Origin of the sequence: Luteolibacter sp. (assembly GCF_039920825.1) — a bacterium.
GTDB lineage: Bacteria > Verrucomicrobiota > Verrucomicrobiia > Verrucomicrobiales > Akkermansiaceae > Luteolibacter.
The window spans coordinates 86,306-108,739 of record NZ_JBDSCX010000039.1 but is presented as its reverse complement, the minus strand read 5'-3'; the positions used below and the strand labels follow the sequence as shown (position 1 = coordinate 108,739).

Annotated in this window: 13 protein-coding genes; 9 read left to right on the top strand and 4 right to left on the bottom strand. The window is 60.1% G+C overall.

Annotated features, from left to right (window positions below):
• Window positions 1-6: 6 nt before the first annotated feature.
• The 8 genes from ABIQ96_RS10835 (at window position 7) to ABIQ96_RS10800 (ending at window position 12,164) form a co-directional block, all read left to right on the top strand.
• Complete coding sequence (locus tag ABIQ96_RS10835) at window positions 7-297, top strand: hypothetical protein (RefSeq protein WP_348214602.1); 291 nt, start codon at window positions 7-9, stop codon at window positions 295-297.
• 24 nt (window positions 298-321) lie between these two features.
• A complete protein-coding gene (locus ABIQ96_RS10830; RefSeq protein ID WP_348214601.1) occupies window positions 322-1,758 on the top strand; it encodes a family 43 glycosylhydrolase in 1,437 nt (478 codons plus the stop codon).
• Window positions 1,759-1,865: 107 nt separating this feature from the next.
• Window positions 1,866-2,726, top strand: coding sequence for a hypothetical protein (locus tag ABIQ96_RS10825; RefSeq protein WP_348214600.1), 861 nt, complete (start codon window positions 1,866-1,868; stop codon window positions 2,724-2,726).
• 104 nt (window positions 2,727-2,830) lie between these two features.
• Window positions 2,831-4,789: an RICIN domain-containing protein gene (locus tag ABIQ96_RS10820; protein WP_348214599.1), complete on the top strand. Its 1,959-nt coding sequence runs from the start codon at window positions 2,831-2,833 to the stop codon at window positions 4,787-4,789.
• A 58-nt stretch (window positions 4,790-4,847) separates the two neighbouring features.
• The gene (locus ABIQ96_RS10815; RefSeq protein WP_348214598.1) at window positions 4,848-5,645 is read left to right on the top strand and encodes a hypothetical protein; all 798 of its coding nucleotides are present in this window, start codon (window positions 4,848-4,850) and stop codon (window positions 5,643-5,645) included.
• Window positions 5,646-5,765: 120 nt separating this feature from the next.
• Window positions 5,766-5,975: a hypothetical protein gene (locus ABIQ96_RS10810; protein ID WP_348214597.1), complete on the top strand. Its 210-nt coding sequence runs from the start codon at window positions 5,766-5,768 to the stop codon at window positions 5,973-5,975.
• A 96-nt stretch (window positions 5,976-6,071) separates the two neighbouring features.
• Window positions 6,072-9,488 carry an autotransporter-associated beta strand repeat-containing protein gene (locus ABIQ96_RS10805; RefSeq protein ID WP_348214596.1) on the top strand — a complete coding sequence of 1,139 codons (3,417 nt, stop codon included), beginning with the start codon at window positions 6,072-6,074 and terminating at the stop codon, window positions 9,486-9,488.
• Window positions 9,489-9,749: 261 nt separating this feature from the next.
• On the top strand, window positions 9,750-12,164 hold the full coding sequence (locus ABIQ96_RS10800; protein ID WP_348214595.1) for an SGNH/GDSL hydrolase family protein: 2,415 nt from the start codon (window positions 9,750-9,752) through the stop codon (window positions 12,162-12,164).
• 611 nt (window positions 12,165-12,775) lie between these two features.
• Here the strand turns inward: ABIQ96_RS10800 and ABIQ96_RS10795 are convergent.
• The 4 genes from ABIQ96_RS10795 to ABIQ96_RS10780 all read right to left on the bottom strand — a co-directional run bounded on the left by ABIQ96_RS10795 (window position 12,776) and on the right by ABIQ96_RS10780 (window position 21,796).
• Window positions 12,776-17,479 carry an autotransporter-associated beta strand repeat-containing protein gene (locus ABIQ96_RS10795; RefSeq protein WP_348214594.1) on the bottom strand — a complete coding sequence of 1,568 codons (4,704 nt, stop codon included), beginning with the start codon at window positions 17,477-17,479 and terminating at the stop codon, window positions 12,776-12,778.
• 224 nt (window positions 17,480-17,703) lie between these two features.
• Window positions 17,704-18,339, bottom strand: coding sequence for a response regulator transcription factor (locus tag ABIQ96_RS10790; protein WP_348214593.1), 636 nt, complete (start codon window positions 18,337-18,339; stop codon window positions 17,704-17,706).
• A gap of 281 nt (window positions 18,340-18,620) precedes the next feature.
• Window positions 18,621-19,163, bottom strand: a complete 543-nt coding sequence (locus tag ABIQ96_RS10785) for a response regulator transcription factor (RefSeq protein WP_348214621.1) — start codon at window positions 19,161-19,163, stop codon at window positions 18,621-18,623.
• 89 nt (window positions 19,164-19,252) lie between these two features.
• On the bottom strand, window positions 19,253-21,796 hold the full coding sequence (locus ABIQ96_RS10780; protein WP_348214592.1) for a histidine kinase: 2,544 nt from the start codon (window positions 21,794-21,796) through the stop codon (window positions 19,253-19,255).
• A 261-nt stretch (window positions 21,797-22,057) separates the two neighbouring features.
• On the opposite strand from ABIQ96_RS10780, the gene ABIQ96_RS10775 reads away from it, so the two are divergent.
• Window positions 22,058-22,417, top strand: a complete 360-nt coding sequence (locus ABIQ96_RS10775) for a hypothetical protein (RefSeq protein ID WP_348214591.1) — start codon at window positions 22,058-22,060, stop codon at window positions 22,415-22,417.
• The last annotated feature ends 17 nt before the right edge of the window (window positions 22,418-22,434 follow it).

Sequence of the window (22,434 nt, the reverse complement as noted above, 5' to 3'; positions counted from 1 at the left end):
AAACCCATGAAGGCCCGCACGACATCCAACCCGTTCCTCCGCGTCTCCAGCCTTGGCCTAACAGCCATTGCCGTGTTGATGTGCAGTCCGCAATCCGCGCAAGCCGCGAACCTGACTTGGGACATCACGACGGGAGACGGGGCTACAATTACTCCGGGCAGCGGCACTTGGGGCAACCCACCCTCGCCGTGGCATCGGTCATCTCCGCCGGACGCCCGCATTGCGTCAGACGTCCCTCCAAAGAGGGATTACAACCGGTCCTACGAGGTCCAGGGTCAGAGTCACCGCCACAGGTAAACCCATCATTGACCGCCAACCCATATGAACATTCCACACCGCGCCTGGCGCATCGGCTCGCCGATACCTCGCGCTTTCGTCACCCGTGCATTCGGTCTCAAACCGAAAGCAATCGCTCTAACGGCTCTTGCAATGCTTCTAACTGTAGCGTTGCTGCCGTCCCGGGCTTCGGCCGCCAACCCCGTGCTGCCGGGCTACAACGCGGATCCCTCGATGTATTATTTCGCCGGGAAGTATTGGATCTATCCCACGGCCCAGGAAGTGAACAGCTACTCGCAGTTTCACGCTTTTTCGTCACCAGACATGATCACGTGGACGGATGAAGGCGTGGTTCTGAATTCGCAAAACATTCCGTGGACGGGAACCAAGGACTGCTGGGCACCGGCCGTGGCCTTTCGGAACAACACGTATTATTTCTATTACTCGGTCGACGGGAGCGGAAGTGACAGCAAGATCGGCGTGGCCACCGGTCCGACCCCCAAGGGTCCGTTTACCGATGCCCTCGGCCAGGCGCTCGTTTACACCTCCATCAGCCCCCACAGTTGCGAAGCGATCGATCCTTCGGTGTTCATCGATGACGATGGGCAGGCTTATCTGGCGTATGGCGGCATGTGGGGATGGAAACCCGGCATCGTAAAGTTGAACGCGAACATGATCTCCTTGAACGGGGCGTCCACTCTCTTTCTGAGCGGGTTTACGGGTTACACCGAAGGACCGTGTCTGACCAAGCGCAACGGCATCTACTACATGTCTTATTCCTCCGGCCAATGGTTCGACGGCACTTACAATGTGCGCTATTCGACCGCGAGTTCGCCGATGGGCCCGTGGACTTACAAGGGGCAGATCATGGTCTCCGACGCCACCCGGAAGGGTCCGGGCGGTCATACCTTCATCCAGTTGCCGAACTCGGAACATTGGAGAATCTGTTATCACTATTGGGATGCCGGCATGGTGGCGCGTCGCACCGCGATCGATTACGTCGGCTACAATTCCGATGGGACGATCCGGCCAATTATCATGACAGGCGGTAACGGGCTGGCCGACAACCGCACCTTCCGCATTCGGAACCGCCATAGCGGCATGGTTCTCGGGGCAGTGGCGGGCAGCGCCAACTCCACCCCGTTGACGCAAGACACCTGGACGGCCGGCACCAATCAAGATTGGGTGGCCCATGCCTTCAGCAACAACCAGTATTGCTTCACCGGCGTGGCCAGCGGCCGGGCGGTGGACGTCCCCGGGTGGTCCACGGCTGATGTTCAATTAAAACTGTGGGATTACAATTCCAGTAACGCGCAGAAATTCACCGCCACGCCCACGGATAACGGTTTTTACCGGCTAACGAACGTCAACAGCGGCAAAGTAATCGAAGTCCTGAACCAGTCCACGGCCAGTGGTGCCGCGGTCTATCAATCCACCTGGTGGGGCGGCAACAATCAGCAGTGGATGTTCCTGCAGAAGTAATCGTGGAAATTCGGCGGGCGTGCCATTTCGCGCGTCCGCCATCCACCCTCGAAACAATGGTGCGGCGACGTTGCCAACGCCGCCGCTTCGCCAGCGCAATGACAGCCATGAAACGAATCCCTTTCACAAAAATCATCGCGGCTGCCGCAGTCGGTGGCGCGTTGATGATTTTCGGCATCGTTCTCTGGATCAGCGTGCCGGAATCGGACGCTTCATCTGATGCCGGGCGATCGGTGTCCGCACCGATGGAGACGGCTGCGGCACCGCTTCCTCTTGCGGAACCCGGAGAGCCTGATCGCTCCACGGAATTTTCCGCAGAGGACGACATCGGCACACGAATGGCATCGCTGGCGCGCCTCGCAAGCAGCGACCCTGCCGCCGCGGCGCTCTCGCTGGACGGGATGCCCGCGGGGGAAGAGCGCACGACTGCGATGCGCACGGTTTTTCGCCAGTGGGCCGCGACTTCTCCGCGGGATGCGCTGGCGTGGATCTCGACGATGAATGCGGAGCCGGACCGGAACAAGGCTCGCGAGTTTCTCTGCCACCGCGTGGCGGAGGACGATCCGAAGCTGGCACTCGACTTCGCGCGGGAAGCCGGCGCGGACACGGCGACCTCCCTCGTTCAGGACCTCGCCCAGCAGTGGGCTGGCTCGGATGCGGCGGCGGCGCGGGATTGGGCGCTCGCGCTTCCCGCCGATGCGGATCGCGACCAGATTCTGGCTCGGGTCTGCCAGGTGTTGTCGCAAAGCGATCCCTTGACGGCTGGTGCGATCGTTTCCGGCGAGATCGCCGCCGGTTCCGTGCAGGACGAGGCGGCCATGAGCGTGCTTCACCAGTGGGCGATTCGCGATCCTGCCGCAGCCCGGGAATGGGTCGCCCGTTTTCCCGACGGTCCTCTGCGAATCCGCGCGGAGGGAGAACTGGCGGGCATTCGAGACTATCAGGCTAACACGAACGAGACACCGTGACGTAGAGCCCCTATCGCATGATTGCACGCATAAACCAGGTCCGACCGCAAAACCACCTCTCCTAGCCAAAACCACAAAAAACCAAACCTACACAAAACCCAAATATGAATATACTCCACTCCTCGTGGCGCAACAGTTCGCTGATGCTACGCGCTTTTGTCACCTGCGTATGCGGCCCCCTGGCTTCCACGGCTTCGGCCTGGACGTCCACGGATGCCACCACGATCTTCAACTCCTACAACACCGCGTTCTACAACGCCAACGGCGGAAACGCCTATTACAAGAACGACACCACTGGTGGGGTGTCGGGCTTTTGGACGCAGGTGAACATCATCGAAATGGCGGAAGACGCCTACGATCGCACCGGAAGCACCGCCACGCGCGACCAAATCACCGCGCTGTGCAACGGATTCACGAGTTCCAACGGCACAAACTGGTCCGGGAACACCTTCAACGATGACATCATGTGGGCGTGTATCGCATTCAGTCGCGCCTATCAAATTACCGGGAACACCGCATTCCGAGATCGGGCGAAGGCGAACTTCGACATCGTCTGGACCCGTGCCTGGAGCACGGCGCTCGGCGGCGGATTGTGGTGGACGACGGCCCAAGCCTCGAAAAACGCGTGCGTCAATGGACCGGGTGCCATTGCCGCCTGCTACATCTACAAGATGTATAACGACTCCGCCTATCTCACGAAGGCGCAGCAGATCTTCGATTGGCAGCGCAACACGATTTTCAATCTAACGACCGGAGCCATCGCGGATTACATCAACGCATCCGGCACCATCGGCTGGGGCTCGCTCAGCTATAATCAGGGAACGTTTATCGGCGCGGGCAACTTCCTCTACCAATACACCGGCAATCGCCAGTATTACAAAGACGCCTGGCTGGCCGCCAAGTATTTCCGGAGCTCTCTCTGCGACGCCGCCGGCAGGCTTTATGTCAACGGCACCGGGTCCAATGACGGATCGGGATTTGGCGGAATCGGGGTTCGCTGGATGGCGCGTTTCGCGAAGGATCAGAACCAGTGGGCCTATTTTTACCCTTGGCTCAAATATAACGCCGACCTCGCATGGAATGTCCGCCGGGCCGACAATCTCTCGTGGAACCAATGGGCTACGGCAACGGCCACCGGCACCCGGTATGCGTGGGAGTGCTTTCCCTCTGTCACCGCGCTGCAGGTGGTCCCGGCGAACAACCCGGCACCGACCTTCATGCTTGTGAACAAGAACAGCGGCAAATGCGCTGATCTCCCGAGCGGAAACACCGCCAACGGCACGCTGATCCAGCAGCTGACCTATAGCTACAATCACCCGAACCAAAACTGGTCGATCGTGCCCAATGAAAATGGAGATGGCTTCCTCATCGTTCACCCGGCCTCGACGAAAGTCCTTGGCGTGGTGGGAAATTCCACCGCCACAAATGCCGATGTCGAATTGTCGACCTACACGGGAGCCACGGGACAGCAATGGGCCCTCATTCCCACGGGTTCCGGTTGGTTTAAGATTCAGAATATGAATAGCGGACTCATGCTCGAAGTCACTGGTCAGGGCATCTCCGATGGCATCCTGCTGCAGCAATACACGGACAATGGGGTCAACGCCCAACGCTTCCGGATGCAGCCCTCGGGTGATTATTTCGTCAAGGCGACGCACTCCGGCAAATACATCTGCATCACGAACAGCGGCAGCTCAAATGGCAATGCGATCGTCCAATATTCCTGGGAGAACAATCCGTGGTTCAAATGGAGATTCGAATCCGTTGGCGAAGGAACGCTGAAAGCTTCCAGTCTCAATGCGCTGACGCGAACGATCAGCGTGGTGGGAGGTACCTCGGCCAACGGGAGCTCGTGCGAGCTCAGGGATTACAACGCGGCCAACAATGGATACCAGAAATTACGGATCGAGCCGCTGCTTGATGGCCGGTTCAAGATCTTCTTCGTCCATTCGTTGAGGAGCTGGGACATCCCAGGCGGAGCGACCGGCAACAGTGCCCAGATGGAGCAGTGGGACTACGTCGGCAATCCCTGGCAGAAGTTCCTACTGGAGCACACCTGGTGATAAAATGCGGGGGTCGGATTCTTGCCGGCCCCCGCATCCCTGCCTTAAAGTTTTTTTTATGGAGCGATTGATCATTGGCTCGGCGATTGCCGTCACGCTCGCGGCGGGTGCCATTCTCTTCTGGTCGACGATGGATTCGACGGAGACGCGGAGTGGTTTGTCCGCCGTGCCCGCGCGCAATGGGATTTCCTTGCGCGCGGGCACGGCGGATCGACCCTTCACGAAATCGAAGAGGAAGGCCCCAACCCCTGCTGCTACGGATAAATTCGAGGAACGATCCGCCGAGATTGCCGCGACGCCGCGAACAACCGAACGCGAAAATGCCATTCGTGAGCTTGCCCACGAGTGGGCGGCAAAGGACCTCATCGCCGCCGAGCGGTGGGCGGCGGCCTTCGTCGATCCGGAGGATTGGGAGAGGGCGATGACCCACGTTTGTCTCGAAGCGGCGGGTCGCGATCCACAGGAAGCGATCGAAATTGTGCAACGGCACAAACTCAACCCAGGCACAGTCGAGTCGATCGTCGAGCAGTGGGCGAAATCCGACTTCGAGGCGGCGGCGGATTGGGTGGGTGAGCTGTCCGCCGGGAAATTTCGGGACAATGCTCTTGCGAGGCTTGCGCTTGTCCGCGCAGAGACCTCTCCGGCCGAGGCGGCGGCGATGGTTTCCACGTCCCTTGCGGCCGGAACCGCGCAGGAGGAAGCGGCGATCTCGGTCTTGCATCAGTGGCTGCGGCAGGACCCGGAAGCCGCGCGTCAGTGGGTGGACTTGTTTCCCGATGGAAAGCTCAAGGAGCGTGCTGAATCAGAGATCCAGGGAATGGCGGCCCATCGCGCTGAGTTGCAGGCCGCTCAATAGTCGACATATCGCGAAGGCCGCGACGTTGAGCGTGACATTCTCCGCTGTGGCTTCAGGAGCGGCTCCAAGATCCCGGAAAGCTCTTTGACAGTCACGCCTCCAAGCTGAAACCGGTTCTCGATGAGGTCCAAAAGAATCGGGCGTCGCATCCCCGGCGTGCTCGGCGTGAAGCCTCTAACTATTGGATTTAGCCAAGCGGAAATCAAACCGCAACTCGGCACCGGCACTGCCACCGCCGACCTAACAGCAGTTTCCGGCTCTGTCCCGAGCATCCTCGCGTGGAACTGCCGTAATTGCCCCCCCCCTTTTGGTGTGGGTCACCCGAATTGAATGGTTTGGTGAGATTTGGAACCCGTATGTTCCACCGATCTCAAGTCGAAGTGGCAACCGCCTCGTTCAGCTTGAAGCAAATCCTCCAAAAAACCCATGAAAGCCCGCACGACATCCAACCCGTTCCTTCGCTTCGCCAGCCTTGGATTAACAGCCATTGCCGTGATGACATGCAGTCCGCAATCCGTGCAAGCCGCGAACCTGACGTGGGACGTAACGACAGGAGACGGGTCCACGATTACTCCGGGCAGCGGCACATGGGATACCGTTGCGGGCAACTTGAAGTGGAATAACGCAACTACTAACATCGTGTGGGCTGCGGCAAACGTTGGCATCTTCGGAGGAACGGATGGCACCTATGCGATTGCGCTTGGCTCTTCGTTTTCGGCTCAGGCGATTACTTTTAACAACAGCGGTTACACTCTGGGCGCCACCAGCGCTCAGACCCTATCACTGACTAACGCTTCCGGCAACCTCGTCACCGTGGCAGCGGGCAAATCCGCCACGTTAGGCAACAATGTCACCGTGGCATTGAATGCGAACGCCGCCACTTCCACGACCGCAACGGCAGGAAACGACTCGACCCTCAACATCGACAGCGGCGCGACCCTAACCAAGAACGGCGCAGGGGGGACCGGGCAACTCCAGTTTACCACCACCACTGCCAGTACCAACGGCATCGTCAACGTGGCCGGGACCGTGAAGTATGAAGTTACCTCGGGCACGGCGGCCATCGTCATCGGCCAGACCAGCGGGACCACAACGATGAACGTGAATTCCGGAGGCTTGTTGACCACCAACTCCACGGGAGCAGCTGCCACCTCGGGGAGTATCATCCTTGCGAATAACGGTGCCACGGCGGTCCTCAACGTGGCGAGTGGCGGCGCGGTCACCATATCGAATACCGGCACGAATTCAGGCTTGAATATCGCGAGATTGGCAGGGGGCGTCGGCACGGTGAATTTCAACGGAGGAACCATCACGACACCCCGCGTTTTCAAGGGCACCATCGGCGTAACCGGAACTTCCAGCGGGACCTTCAACTTCAACGGCGGCACCCTTACCGCCAACGTGACGAATAACAGCGATTTCATGACCGCTCTGACTCGGGCAAACGTGCGCGACGGCGGCGCGAAGATCGACACGGGCAGCTTCAACATCACCATTGCCCAAGCCCTGCTTCACTCTAACATCATCACAAATAATCCGGTCACCGGCACCCCGGACGCAGCCACCGACGGCGGCCTGACGAAGAGCGGCTCCGGAGTGCTGACCCTGAGCGGCGCGAACACCTACACCGGTGGCACGGCAGTCAACAATGGCACCCTGAGTCTCACGGGTTCCCTCACCTCGGCCATCAATGTCGCCAACGGTGCCACCATCACCGGCACCGGCAGCACGACCGGATCGCTGACCATGAGCGGCGGATCCACCTTCGCCGCCAATACCTCGGGGAGCGCTTTGACGGCCAATGGAGTTACCTTCAGCGGTCCGACGAGCCTCATCTTCAACGGTGCCACCACCAACGGTTCCACTTACGATCTGTTCACCTATGGCGCGGGCGGCGTAACGGGACTGGCCAACCTCTCCTCGACCTTCCGCACCACCTTCAACGACACCGGCACCAAGATCACCGGCACGGTTTCCACCGGCACACGCACGTGGAACACCACCAGCGGAGTTTGGGAAATCGGCGGGGCCGGCACCAACTGGTCCGAGGGCGACCAGAAATACTTCAACGGTGACACGGTGATCTTCGGCAATCCGGCCGCTGCAAGCACGATCACTATCAACGGCACCCTGCTGCCAGCGGGCGAAGTGACGGTGGACAATACCAATGCCTACATTTTCAGCGGCAGCGGCTCCATCGGCGGCGGTGCGGGACTGACCAAGACCGGCACCGGCGATCTCACGATTTCGAACGCCAACACCTACACCGGCGCGACCACGGTGAAAAACGGAACGCTCGTGCTCAGCACAACCGGCAGTCTGGCCAGTTCCGGCTCGCTGATTCTGGGTGACGGCACGACCAACACCAGTGGCATCTTCCAACTGGGTAACGCGGGTGGGGCGGCCAGCGCAACTTTAGCCAGCATTGCGGTCGCGGGCACCGGCACCGGCAACGCGGTGGTGGGCGGTAACGCTGGCGTCTCGACACTCACGATCAACAGCGCTTCCAACGTGACGTTCGCCGGCATCCTCGGCGGTGCCGGAACCAACCAGAACAATCTCGGACTGACCAAGTCCGGCGCGGGCATCCTGATTTTGTCCAACACTGCTAACAGCTACACCGGTCAGACCATTATCAGCGGCACGGGATCTTCCGGCACCGTGCAGATCGGCGCGAACGAGGTCATTCCGGATGCCTCCGAGGTGGTGATTTCCAATGGTGGCAAATTTGTAATCGGCCTCGATACTCCGGGAAATTATACGGAGACCATCAAGGGACTCAGTGGTGCTGCTTCCGCCGCATCCTTGGTGCAAGCATTCGACGCCGGGACCGGCGGCACAGGCATCACTGGCAATTTGATCATCAACACCGCGGGCGGCACCTTTGACTTCGGTGGATTTGTACGTGACCGGGGCGGCAGCATCATGACTCTCACCAAAAGCGGCGCCGGCACGCAGATCCTGTCCGGTGCCAATAGCTACTCCGGCCTAACAACGATCAGCGGTGGAACCTTGCAGATTGGAAACGGCGGAACCACCGGCTCCCTCGCCTCGACCACCGCCATCACCAACAATGCGACTCTGGCCTTCAACCGCTCGAATGCGCTGGCTTTTAACAATGTCATCTCCGGGACGGGAGACGTCACCCAGATCGGTGCGGGCACCACGACCCTGGGCGGCGTCAGCGACTACACCGGGGCTACCACCATTGTCGGCGGTACGATCGCACTCACCGCGACCGGCACGATCGACGCCACCAGCGGGGTTTCCCTCGGCACCAGCGGGACTTTCGATGTTTCCTCCAAGGGCGGGGCCGGTTACACGGTGAGCAAGCTCACCGGATCGGGCAATGTCGTCGGTTCGCTAACGGTTTCCACCCAGCTGGCCATCGGCAACTCTCCGGGCACCGTGAATTTCGGAGGCAATCTCACTCTGGGTGCGGCGTCCACCGTCGCCACGGACATCACGAGTGGCGCAGCTCCCACGATCGGCAGCGCGGACCTCGGAAACGTGGCGGGCAACCTGACGATCACCGCCGGATCAATCCTCGATCTCGTCCAGCTAGGGACCTACACGATCGGGAACAAGTTCACCTTGTTCGGCTACACGGGCACTCTCGCCGGAAACTTCCAGGACGTCTCCAACACCGTTCTCAACGACGGCGACATCTTCAACGATGCCGGCGGCGCATGGGTGATTGACTACAATGACGTCTCCCCGGGAGCTAACGGAGGCACTGGTAGCAATTTCGTGACCATCACCGCAGTCCCCGAGGCCGGACCCGCCGCGCTGCTTGGAGGGCTCGGGGTTCTCGCCCTGTTGCGCCGCCGCCGGGCACACTAACAGACACATCGCTCCCTGAGCGGCATCAGATGGAGAATTTCTTCCAACGGATCAAACGCAATCGAAGGATCGCAACGCGATCTGCGGAAGTTTGCATGAACTTCATTCTCCTCGCCGTAAGCCTCGACCGGATCCACTCAATTTAGGCTTTCAAACACTCCATGGAAACTGATAGATTGCTCCGGCGGGATTTTCCGCCAGCAAGGCGGGAACCCGATCTTCAAGTCCTCCCTCGAATCCCGAACTCACCCAATCATTTCCATGTTGTATCCCACCCTCCGGGGCATCTGCCTGTTTTCCGCAATCCTCTGCGCGGTGATGATCCCTGAACTCAAGGCACAGGGCACCGTCCGCGTCATGCCGCTTGGCGATTCGATCACCTACGGGATGGGTGCCGGCCAAGCGAAAATTCCCGGCGGCTATCGCGATCCTCTTGCCCAACTTTACGCCGCCGGGACGATTCCGTTCCTCTTCGTGGGCAGCGACTCGGGAAATACCACTCCCTATTTGGTCGCTAACAGTCAACAGAGCAACGAGGGCCACACCGGTTACCGCATCGACCAGATCCAGACGAATCTCAACGCCTGGCAATCCAGCGCCACTCCAGATGTCGTCCTGCTCCACATCGGCACCAATGACATCCTCAATAATATCAATCTCGGCACGGGCGTGGGAAATGACACCTCCACCGCCATTGCCCGCCTCAGCACTCTCATTTCCACCCTGTATACGAACAAGCCTTCGCTCAAGATCGTGCTGTCCACCCTCATTCCGATTCAGGATGCGCGCGACCTTTATGTGAAAAACTTCAACGCCGCGCTGGCGTCCACCGTCATCCCTAACTTCACCGGTCAGGGGCGCAGCATCGTTCTGGTGGACAACTACGCCAACTTCGTCCTCCCGGATTCGAATTGGGACACCAGCAAGTTCGCTGACTACGCCCATCCGAATGCCAGCGGCTACGCCGCCATGGCCAACACGTGGGCCACCTTTCCACTCCCGATGGTGGAAGGCATTGTGTTCACTCCGACAACGGCGAACGGCAGTGCCGGTCTGGACTCCTCCGTGGCGGTCAATCTCGTTAGAAATGGCCAGGGCACCCTCGGCAGTGTCAGCGCGCCCACCGGATCGATCAGCGGGACATTCCCCGTTTCGGGCCTGAATGACGGCAGTGCGGCGGGCTCTTCCAATTTCACTTACTACTCGGTGACGAATGCCGCCAACGGCGCCACGAAAATGCCGGATACCGTGACCTTCGAGCTGAACACCAGCGTCAATACCTCCGGCTACGACATCACCAGCGTGCAGGTGATCTCCGGCTGGGGCGATCACAACCTCGGGGCGCAACGGTTCCAGCTACTGCTTTCGACGAATCACGAGGAGTATATCAATTACGGCACCTATACCAATGCCGCTTATGTGAATGACGGAAACTCTTCCTTTCGATCCACCGTCGCCCACAGCACCGGAACCCTCGCCCGAAACATCACCGGCGTGCGTTATATTTTCATGAATCCGGACACTAGCAACGGCGCGACCTCGACGGGTGCCACGCAGGCAGTCTCCAGCGGCGGCACGGTGATTCGCGAGTTGCAGGTTTTCGGAACCGCTTCCGCGATTCTTCCTCCATCGCCCTATCTCTTCACCGCGGAAAGCAGCGCCACCAGCACGGGGAAAGACTCCGCCATCGCCGTGAACCTGCTCCGCGCCGGACAAAGCACGCTGGCCGGCGTCACGGCTCCGAACGTCGCTATCCCCGCCAATTTCACCATCGCCGGTCTCAATGACGGCAGCGCGGCGACATCTTCCAAGCTGAGCTATTACTCGGTCACCGATACCGCTAACGGGGCGCAGCCATTTCCCGCCACAATCACCTTTACCCTCAATACCACCGCCAATCCCTACGGCTATGACATCAGCAGCATCCAGGCGATCTCCGGATGGGGCGACCACAGTCTCGGTGCCCAGCGCTTCCAGCTTCTGCTAGCGATCGACAACGGACCCTACACCGATTATGGAACCTATCGAAATGCGGACGTCGTCAATGGAGGTAATTCCTCGTATCTGTCCACAGTCAGCAGCGCTTCGGGAACAATCGCCAGCCACGTTACCGGCATCCGCTTCGTTTTCAAAAATCCCGACGCCAGCAACGGCACCGCCAGCGTGGGAAGCAGCCAGGTCGTCTCCAGCGGCGGCACCGTCATCCGTGAACTCCAGGCGTTCGGCACCCCTTCCGCCAACCCATCGCCCTACCTCTCCTGGGCCAACGTGACTTACGGTCTATCTGGAAATGATGCCCTGCCCCAGTCCGACCCGAATCACAACGGAATCACCAACCTCGTCGAATACGCGCTTGACGGAAACCCGGTCAACGGCAGCACCGGCCAAACCATCCTGCCGGTTTCCCAAATCGTCGCCAACCACACGCAACTCACCTTCACCCGCTATCTCGACCGCACCGATCTCAACCTCACCGTCGAGGCCAGCGAAGATCTAGCAACTTGGACCGACCTCGCAAAAAGCACCGGCGGAGGATCTTTCGCCGTCATCGAAGCGGGAACCACCATTACGGAGACGGGTTCGGGGAATTCCAGATCCATGACTGTTGTGGATCCCGTCGCGGTCACCCATCCCTCCCAGCCCAATCGATTTCTCCGCCTGAAGGTTTTTCGATAGTCAATCGATTTGGGGTTTCACCCCGTGCTCGCCAACGAAGCGATCCGCCGGGTTGTCGCGATGAGTTCCAACTTGACGCGTCTCCAGCAGCATTGCTGTGAAAGTCCGTCTTAAAAATGAGAAGCGTCGATATTCTATCGACTATTTGCGCCCGACATCCTGTCGGACTAAATCGGAAATGCCGCCGGACAGGATGTCCGCTGCAAATAGCGTTCAGAATGAACGCGCTCCTTTTCGATTTTTCAGTCCGCCTCTGAGACCGGCACCGTTTTGAAAAACATCTATCGACTGAAAAAATGGCGGCCCGGAAACCCACCGGGCCGCCATCCCCTGAAACCCAAATCCAGGAATTCCCCACGGGATCTGTTTTCAGGAGATCCGGTGAAAATCTTTGTCGAAATTGGCGAAATGCCGGACGCCTCCGGTTCCGCGCCTGTGCCGTGTGCATTATCCTAGAAAAGAAAATGGAACCACAGATAGCTCAGATAAACACAGATAATGAATGAATTAAATCAATTGAGGTAACCACCCAAAGGGTGAGTGTCATATCTTTAGTAACATCTTATCAGTGTCCTCTGTGTAATCTGTGGTTCCTATCTTCCTTTTAAGCATTATTTCACAGCCTTGAGACGGCCGAAAAGCTGGGTATTGCCAGCCTTGGCCACGGTGACCTTCAGGTGATGGGTGCCGCCGCCGTTGTCCGTGACAGTCACCGGCGGACCGGTGACGAGGTTGTTGTTTGACGGGATCGCCACGGAGGACGGCCACGACGCCAAGGTGGTGCCGTATTCAAAGGTCAGTGTCACCTCGGCCACCGAATCATCCCTGCGGTCGAAATCGAAGTAGAAGTTGGAAGCATCCTGACTGGAGATCGGAAGTTTGCCGGTGTCGGAGGCCAACGGGTTGCCATTGAGAACGAACTCGAGTACATTGGAAATGCCGTCGAAGTCCGGATCCTGGGTCGCGCCGTTGTTGGCACCCGTCAGCCCTTTCGAAGAAGCCCAGGCGTCATAGGCACCGGAGGGACCGGTCGTGACGGTGAGGGTGCCCGTGCCGGAAAAGTGGGTGTCATCGATGTGCGCCGCTCCCGATCCGGTAGCACCGTAGGTCCCGGCCGCCTTGGCGACACCGGCAATCGTCAGTTCATCCACCGTGTCGGTTCCCGCAAAGCTGAGTTGGAGCTTGCCGCCGGCGGCGATCAGAACATCCGCGGAGTTTTCCAGATAGGAACTGGTAATTTCCAAGGTGCCGGCGTTGACGATGGTGTTTCCGGTGTAGGTGTTAGCTCCTGACAGTGTCGTGGTTCCCGTTCCGGCCTGCACGACCACGCCAGCCCCGGAAATGATGTTGGCAACGGTGAGAGAATCGGAGCGGTTGAAGGCAAGGGTCGCATTGTCCACCACAGCGGCGGTGGATGGGATGGAGCCGGAGGTGCCGCCGTTTCCGATTTGCAAAGTGCCAGCGGAAACGGTGGTGGTTCCGGTGTAGGTGTTAGCGTTGGTGAGCGTCCAGGTGCTGGAATTCGATTTGGTCAGGCTGAGGACGCCCAAGGTGTTGGAGATCACACCGGTGACGGCGTTGCCGCTGCTGGTCCCATCCAGGGTCAGGGTCTTGGCGAAATTGGTCGCGTTGTTGAATGCTCCGATGGCGAGCGAGGCTGTCGTCGGGTTGAAAACAATGGCACCGGCGAACCCGCCGGTCGCGCTGATCGAGTTCACTCGGAGGTTGTAGCCATTGGCTCCGGTGACGTTGAGAGTCGCGTTGCCGAAGTTGCTCACCGTGCCGTCGAGACTGATCACGCCGTTGGTGCCGCTGCCGTTGTTGTTCACGTCGATGGTGTTGACCAGGCCGGTGCTGCCGCCCAAGCCGATGGGCATGCTGATGCTGCCGCCGCCGTCGATGTGCAACTGCGCCGTGGAGTTGTTAGAGCCGGCGGCGAAAGCCAGCCGGCCGGTTCCCGCGGCCAGCGGATGGGTGATGGTCAGCACCGTTCCGGCAACGTTGAAAGTCGTGTCGCCGCTGTAGTTGTTAGGTGCTGACAGCGTCGTGGCAACCTTGGGATTGACTCCCGCCGAGCCGCTGATGGCGTTGTCCACCGTCTCGGTCAAAGTGCCGCCGGTGATCGTCAGGGTGTTCTGACTGATCGCCCCGGCTGCTTGGAGACTCAGCGTCCCGGCGCTGAGTGCGACGGGAGTATTGCCCAGAGCCCCGGTGATGGCGAGAGTGCCGCCCGTGACAGAAGTGGTGCCGGAGTAGCTGTTATTCCCGGCGAGGGTCAGCATGGACGTGCCGTTTTTTGTTAGCCCTAAAGTCCCGACGCCGCCGTTTTGCAGGACTCCGCCGTAGATCGTGTCGACCGTGCCGTCGACGGTCAGCGTGGCGGCCGCAGCTCCAAAGTTTTCGATCGATTCGCCATCAGCACCGCCGGTGAGCGAGGAAACAGTCAGAGAGTTTCCGTTCAACAGGAGCCTGCCTGCGCTCAAAGCCGGGAAGGTCAGGGAGTTCGTGACCGCTCCTGAGGCACCGGCAACTCCCACGTTCAGGACGCCGTTTTCATCGAGGGTGATTCCCCCGCTGAAGGTGTTCGCGGCGTTCAAGGTCAGGGTTCCTAAGCCTTTGACGGTAAGGCCGCCGGTGCCGCTGATCACGTTGGGGTAGCTCTGGTCGTTGCCGGCGAGATTGTAAACCAGGCTGCCGTTGTTGATGATCGCACTGCTGCTGGCGATGGAACCGTCGGTGGAGCCGTTTCCAATCTGGAGCGTGCCCGCACTGATGGTTGTCGGACCGGTGAACGTGTTGTTAGTGAGGATCGTCAGGGTGTTGGTTCCGCTTTTGGTGAGGTTGCCCGCGCCGGCGATGCCAAAACCATTCGAGCTGCCAAGCGTGTAAGCCTTCGTACTGTTGTCAAAGGTGACCGCGACGGGGCTCACATAGGCTGCGGAGATATTGGGCGTGGTCGTGGTCGCTGTGTCGTCGAACAACACGATATCTCCCTGAAGGTAGTCGGTGGCGGTGCCGGCAGTGATCAGTTTCCAATTCTTCGGCGCGGTGAGCGTGGCGGTGGACCAAGTGCTGTTAAGCGCTCCCGTCCATTTCGGACTGTCACCCGCAATGGCGACCTTAATGAACCCGCCGGCCGAGGAGAACGTCGGCGTCTGGCGGGAGCTGAAGCCCGTGCCCTTCTGGAATGCCGCGACATTTCCCACGAAGGAGCCGTATCCGATCAAGTTGTAGGTCGAGCCGTTCACCAGCGGCGTGCCGGGCGTCACATTCACCGTGATGGTGTTGGCGGTGACAGGTACCGTTAGGGCGCCGGTCACCGTAAGCGGCGCGGTGGTCAGGGTGGCTCCGCCGATGGGCGAAAGCGCGAGCGAACCCGCGCCGTTGAAGGTCAGCGACGATCCGAGGGTAAGGGTTCCGGTTCCGGTGCCGCCGTCGCCGTTGGCGACAATGCCGCCGGTGCCGGCCCCGACGGTGACCGCGCCACCGACCGTGGTCGTGCCGTCGAGCGTGCCTTGAGTGACCGTGATCGGAACATTGAGGCTGGCCGAGCTGTCCTGAAGCAGGAGGGCGGTTGGACCGTTGATAGAAACGCCGCTGCTGCTGTTGATGGCACCCGTGCCGCTCAGTTTAAGTGTTCCCGCTGTCACCGCGGCGGCTCCGGTGAAGCCTTGGCTGGCCGTGACGTTGAGCAGGCCCGCGCCCGCCTTGGTGATCGGGCTGGCGAAACTGCCTGACACGATCACGGTCGAGCCGGAGCCGACTGTGGTCGAACCGGTATAGCTGTTAGCTCCCGAGAGCGTGGTGGTGCCTGCGCCGGTGAATCCCATTCCACCGCTGGCATTCACGCCGGTGGTTCCGACGGCCGCCGTCGCCGCCGTCACGGGGGAACCGCCGGTTAGACTTGCCGCGGTCGGAAGGACGGTGAAATCCCCCGGACTGGTGATGGTGATGGTTCCCACCTTGTAAGTTCCATTGCCCGATCCGTCATCGACCATGTTCGCAACCGCGGTTGCGGCCCTCCCCGTGCCCCCGGTGAACTGCACCACCGGCGCGCCGATGTAGCCCGCGCCCTGCGTGCTGACGGTGACGGTTTGGACACCGCTTCCGGTCGGCGCGGCGAGCACTTTGCCGACCGTGATGGATGTGCCGTTGTTATCGATCGAGCCGCCGCCGCTGAAAACGGTGACGCCATCGATATTCGCGCTGTTGAGGAAATTCACTCCCGCGTTGGTGGCTGTGGCCTTCAGCGTGCCGCCGTTGAAGTTGATGAGCGCCGTGGCGTTGGCGGTGGCTCCGAAGGCGGTGGAAACGGTCAGCGTCCCGTTGGTCAGGAGGTTCACTGCATTGGTCCCCGTCGCATTGAGCGTCGCCATGGAGAGTCCGACGGCGGTGGTGGCGGTGCTGCCCGTGCCTTGCGTGACGGCTGCGGGATCCACCCCGCCACCCACATTGAGGACGGCGAAGTCTCCCGCCTGATAGCCCATTTCCAAGGTCGCGACGCTGGTACCGGCGAAGGTGACGGTGCCGCCGGTGACGTTGAGGAGGCCCAGATTGGTGCCGCTGCCGTTGCCGCGGGCGATGTTGAGGCCGGTGTTGGACGTCGCCAAAGTGCTGGCTCCGCTCACTTCCATGACCCCGGTGGTGCCGTTTGCCCGGGCACCGATGCTGATCCGCCTCGAGGTCAACGTTCCGCCGGTCATGCCGTAGTAACCGTAGCCGGCGGTACCGGTGCTGCCGGTGGCTCCCAGCGAGAAAATCCGGTCGGAAGAAGCCGTGCCGGAACCGGCGGTGGTATCCGTGAGGCTCACGGCGCCTCCGCTTTGATAGATCGCTCCCGCGCCGGTCGTCGCACCGCCAACAGACAGGTTCAGGGCGGTTAGGTCGGAGGAGAGGGTGACCATCGATTTGTTCCCCGCCGCGACTCCGACGGAAACGTTGCCGAACGAGGTCAGGACGTCGGTCGTGTTAGGAGTGGCGGAGATCCCGCCTGAAAGGGTGGTGCGTCCGGAATTGTTGACGGTGAGCGTGCCGATCAACTGGCCGCCATTCAGATAGACCGTCTGGCTGACAACGCTGTTGTTTGAGGTGATGTCGAACACCGCCGACTCGGTGGTAGTGGGGATGGCGAGGGGATCAGGCGTGGCCGCGCCGGCGGCGGTGGACCACTTGGTCAGGTCGTCCCAGTTTCCGGTGCTGCCATCCCAGTAAACCGGGGCGGCGGAGCCGGATTGCGGGCCGAACGCCATCACGGCGGCGGTGAAGCCAAGGGTGGTGACGCGGAGGAATGGGTTTGAGCGGCGATTGGGTTTCATGGAGTGGTGGATTTGGGAATTGCGCGAATGGCAGAAGTCCGGAACAGCGACACGATTTGTGCGCCTGTCAGAGGATTTGCCGGGAACTATCCCGGAAGACTTCGCGCAAGCAATCCAAGACCACCTTACCCAAACGAAAAGGGGGGGGAGTTCTCCTCCCTTGGAAATCGCGTCAAATTGCGGCTCGCGCCCCGCGGTGGAAGGTTCCCACCGGCAACTCCGGGTCACTTCCCGAAATATTTCATCACCGCCTCCGTCCGGGTCCGGACGTGAAGCTTTTTATAGATGTTATGGAGATGATAGCGCACCGTTTCCGTGCTAATCGCCAGTTCGTCGGCAATCTCCTTGTAGAGCTTTCCCTTGGCGAGCAAGTCGAGGCATTCCGTTTCCCGCGGCGTGAGATTGAAATCAGCACCGGGCTGGGCAGGAACCTCCCTAACGAAATGTTGGAAGACCTTGCGCGCCACGGAACTTGAGATAGGGGAGCCTCCCGCCAGGATATCGTCCAGGGATTCACGCAAACGGGTCGGGACGTCGCGTTTCAACAAGTATCCCGAAGCTCCGGCGGCCAGGGCGTCGAAGACCCGGTCGGAATTGTCATAGACCGTGAGCATCAGCACGTGAAGATCCGGATATTTCGCCGTCAGCGCGGCGGTGCATTCGATGCCGGACATCCCAGGAAGCTGGATGTCCATCAATACCACGTCCGGCGGGTCGGCCAGCAGCGCGGGAAGGGCAAGCTCGGCATTGGGATAAAGTCCGGCGATGATCCACCCCGGGTTGGCGGAAAGGGTTTCGGAAAGCGTCCGGCGGAGCTCGGATTCATCTTCGACAATGGCGACGCTGCGGGTTTTGCTCATGAGGGTTTGGCGGTCCTTTTGGGAAGAGGGCAAGACATGATGACAGAGGTGCCTTTACCCGGAGTGGACTCGATCTTGCAGATTCCGCCAAGATCATTCCTCCAGTGGTCCTGATTTACCAGACCGTTTCCGGCATCGGGCAAGGCGGTGTCAAAGCCTTGTGTTGTTACCCCAGTCTGCGGCTGATAGTTTCCTGCCACCTGGCTTGCCTCTGGCGATCCCTTACTGAAAGGATTTGTTAGAGTTATGGAATTGATGGCCGGCTCACGCGGCGGCTTCGGTCACTTCCCGAAATATTTCATCACCGCCTCCGTCCGGTTTCGGACGTGAAGCTTTTTATAGATGTTTTGGAGATGGAAGGCCACCGTTTCCATGCGGATTGCCAGTTCATCGGCGATCTCCTTGTAAAACTTTCCCTTGGCAAGCAAGTCGAGGCATTCCCTTTCCCGCGGCGTGAGATTGAAATCAGCACCGGGCTGGGCAGGAACCTCCCTAACGAAATGTTGGAACACCTTGCGCGCCACGGAACTGGAAATGGGGGAGCCTCCCGCCAGGATATCGTCCAGGGATTCACGCAAACGGGTCGGGACATCGCGTTTCAACAAGTATCCCGAAGCTCCGGCGGCCAGGGCGTAGAAGACCCGGTCGGAATTGTCATAGACCGTGAGCATCAGCACGTGAAGATCCGGATGCTTCGCCGTCAGCGCGGCGGTGCATTCGATGCCGGACATCCCGGGAAGCTGGATGTCCATCAACACCACGTCCGGCGGGTCGGCCAGCAGCGCGGGAAGGGCAAGCTCGGCATTGGGATAAAGTCCGGCGATGATTCACCCCGGGTTGGCGGAAAGGGTTTCGGAAAGCGTCCGGCGGAGCTCGGATTCATCTTCGACAATGGCGACGCTACGGGGTTTGCTCATGAGGGTTTGACAGTCCTTTTGGGAAGGGGGCAAGACATGACGACCGTGGTGCCTTTACCCGGAGTGGACTCGATCTCGCAGGTTCCGCCAAGATCCTTCATCCGGTGGTCCTGATTTCCCAGACCGTTTCCGGCATCGGGCGAGGCGGTATCAAAGCCCGTGCCCTTGTCACTGATGACGATTTCCAGCCGATCGGTGGAGACCTTCAGACTCAATGTAGCCTCGCAAGGGCCCGCATGCCTCAGGATGTTATGAAGCGCCTCTTTCACCGCCAACGAGACATGGTTGCGGAAATCCGAGCGCAGCGTCAGCGCCGGCAGCACATGGGGGATTTCCACCAGACAGCGGATCTGGCTGTCGCGGAAAATTTCCTGCGCCAGTCCGGCAAGATACTGGCCGAGGTGATCGAGCGTGTCATTGGTGGGATCCACGACCCAGACCATGCCGTCCATGGCAGTCACCAAATCCCGTGCGGACGCGGAGAGGTTTCCGAGATGTCGCCGGGCTTCAACGGGAGAGCGCTCGATGTCCCGCTGCGCGAGCGAGGCATTCATTGTCAGCATGGTGACCCGGGTGCCCAGATCGTCATGCAGGTCTCTGGCAATCCGGGCACGATCGTGGACCAGCGCGCTCTGCACGCGCATTTTATGGAGTTTCTTCGCTGCCTTGTGCCGGAGGTGCGCCACGATTCCAACCGCCAGGGAACCTACCACGCACGCGGCTACCACCGCCCAGAACCAAGGCCGGTCGCTCAGCGGCGCGCGAATCTTGAAGGGGAGCGCAACGTGGCTGCCGGCGCGAGCATCGAGTCCTGAGGTGGCGATCGCCTCGAAGGAGTAATCTCCGGGCGGCAGATTCACAAAGGTGGCCCGTTGGAGACTGCCGCCGATCACGTTGTACATCCCGTTCCATGTTAGAAGCATGGTTTCACCGCCAGGAGCGATTTTCGGCAGGAGTTGGGTACGGGTCCAAATCCCCGAGGCCGCCTGATCGCCATCCACCAGAGCGAGGGAAATTCCCGACGAAGTCTTCGCCACCCGGGCGATGGTCGGTGCCGATCCCCCGCGAAGCCAGTTTTCAGGAACTCCCGCAGGACTTTCCATCTGCATTCCCTTGTCGAACCCCGGATTTTCCCACACGGGAACCGGCTCCTTGCCAAGCTGCTTCATGAACAGATTCAGATCATCGATGACAAAAATCCCGGTGGTATCGTCGGCGCCGGATGCGAGGGTGATCCGGATTGACTTGCCGGACGACGGCACTTGGAACGGCTCGCTGCGCCGGGTCATGGTCGAATCCTCGACGCTGGTTTGCCAGCCCCGGCTGGCACCGAGCACTGGAAATTGCACGGCGGAAACCACTGCGTCGTGCTCATCGAGCACCTCGCACGTCATGGCCATGCCGCGTCCGCTTTCATTCCATCGCTCGTCCAGTCCCTTGAGCCGGCAGCGGAAAGTCGCCGGTTGGTTCAATTGCTCCGGAGGGATGCCGAAATCGAGGCTCACCCGGTGCAATCCAGGCGACAAGCTCAACGCCGAACCCGGCGATGGCAGATCCACTTCCTTTCCATCGACGATCATCCCGGACAACCTGAGGTTCAGCGGTCGACTGTCTCTGCCGGAAGTAATTCCGGCCCGGCTACGAAGACCCGGCGCGACAAACAGAAACTCCGCCGGATCGCGTGCCACCGAGCTAATCCGGACTTCATCCACCACGCCACGGAACGGCTCGCCTTCCGCGTTGCCTTCCCAGGTCCGCGCTTCGTTGCCGATCGCAAAATCCCCGGTCTTCACCCCGAGGTCATCCGCCAACGTTCCCCGACCGATGAGATGAGCCGATGGATGGGTGGAATCAAGCCGGGTCCAGTATAGCTTGAGATTGTTAGCGAGCCCTTCATTTCCGTCATAGGTCACGGCGATATGAAACCAGTCGCTGGTATTTACTGCATTCGGCCCGGTCGTGGGGATCGCCGCCAAGGCTCCACCACGGGAGGACAGCGGGACAAACGCGAGAAATCCCGAGGACTCCACCCGGAAATTGAAGACGCGGTCGTTTCCTTCCCCGTCCATCGAAACGAGATCCATCGCCACCGAACCGGCATCTGAAGGAAGCACATCGAAGTGGACGATGGCTTCGATCGTGAACGCACCGTCCCGTCCCGCATACCGGAAGCTTCCCGGAGCATTGTCCGCTGTTCCGTCTGCCAGCTCGGGCGCGGCGAGCAGAATGGCTCCCTTGAATTGAAATGATCCCCGCTGGCCGCCAGCATCATGATCGAAAGACAACCCTGTTCCAAGTCCGCTCATCGACGGAACACCTGCTTCGGCATTGTTGAGCAATCCCTGCAAGTCCAACCCACCTTTGACACGGTCCCTGAACGGTGGTTTCAGCTCATCAAGATGCCACAGATGGAGCGTGAATTCATCCGGCTCATAAAGGGTGACCACCGCGGGCTCCGCGAAGGCCAACGGTCCGCTCGCGAGAACCAGTCCAAGAACAAGTGACCACGGAAACCGGGACTTTTTCAGGGAGCAACTCATAGCGTGTGGCAAGCTACTGCGGAAATTTCTTCCAGCGCAATCGACTTTGTCCACAATGCTCGGAATTAGATCCCTCCATGGAAAACCCGGCATTCACTCCGTCCACGCTCCGCGAAGGAAATTTTCAGATGCTTCGCCGTCCGTGTTTTCGCTCACGCTGCCGACGTTGCCCGCAGGGCGCTTCCCGCAACTATCTAACGAAAGGAACGGCGGACAGCATCCGGACCGGAGACCTCACCGGCGCCGGCTCCACCCCTAACAGTGGCGGAGCTGCCACTCCAGATGGGACTGATGCACGTCACGTTCAGCACCGCAAGCCTGACCATCCGCTTCGACGACTTCGCGCTCAAAGTCAACGGCGCGCCCCGGTTGCTCCCAACTCCTGATGAGTCGTGGACCCGCGCCATTTTCGGAGCGAACTCCGGGAATCCTGATATCGCGGGCCCTTCGGCGGATCCGGACGGCGACGGTCTCACGAACACCAACGAATTCCTGACCTTGACCCATCCGAACGACGGCAGCGATGTTCCCGTGGTGGCGCTGGTGGCTTCCATTAAAAACGCGTTGGTAACCATGGAAACCCATGCGCGATGCGCGTTTTCCACAAAACCTGCGTTTTGATTCCCGGCAACTCCGAA

Excerpts from the sequence above, each read along its gene's own strand:
- ABIQ96_RS10835 (WP_348214602.1), top strand. The coding sequence starts at position 7 with ATGAAGGCCCGCACGACATCCAACCCGTTCCTCCGCGTCTCCAGCCTT.
- ABIQ96_RS10830 (WP_348214601.1), top strand. The coding sequence starts at position 322 with ATGAACATTCCACACCGCGCCTGGCGCATCGGCTCGCCGATACCTCGC.
- ABIQ96_RS10825 (WP_348214600.1), top strand. The coding sequence starts at position 1,866 with ATGAAACGAATCCCTTTCACAAAAATCATCGCGGCTGCCGCAGTCGGT.
- ABIQ96_RS10820 (WP_348214599.1), top strand. The coding sequence starts at position 2,831 with ATGAATATACTCCACTCCTCGTGGCGCAACAGTTCGCTGATGCTACGC.
- ABIQ96_RS10815 (WP_348214598.1), top strand. The coding sequence starts at position 4,848 with ATGGAGCGATTGATCATTGGCTCGGCGATTGCCGTCACGCTCGCGGCG.
- ABIQ96_RS10810 (WP_348214597.1), top strand. The coding sequence starts at position 5,766 with ATGAGGTCCAAAAGAATCGGGCGTCGCATCCCCGGCGTGCTCGGCGTG.
- ABIQ96_RS10805 (WP_348214596.1), top strand. The coding sequence starts at position 6,072 with ATGAAAGCCCGCACGACATCCAACCCGTTCCTTCGCTTCGCCAGCCTT.
- ABIQ96_RS10800 (WP_348214595.1), top strand. The coding sequence starts at position 9,750 with ATGTTGTATCCCACCCTCCGGGGCATCTGCCTGTTTTCCGCAATCCTC.
- ABIQ96_RS10795 (WP_348214594.1), bottom strand. The coding sequence starts at position 17,479 with ATGAAACCCAATCGCCGCTCAAACCCATTCCTCCGCGTCACCACCCTT.
- ABIQ96_RS10790 (WP_348214593.1), bottom strand. The coding sequence starts at position 18,339 with ATGAGCAAAACCCGCAGCGTCGCCATTGTCGAAGATGAATCCGAGCTC.
- ABIQ96_RS10780 (WP_348214592.1), bottom strand. The coding sequence starts at position 21,796 with ATGAGTTGCTCCCTGAAAAAGTCCCGGTTTCCGTGGTCACTTGTTCTT.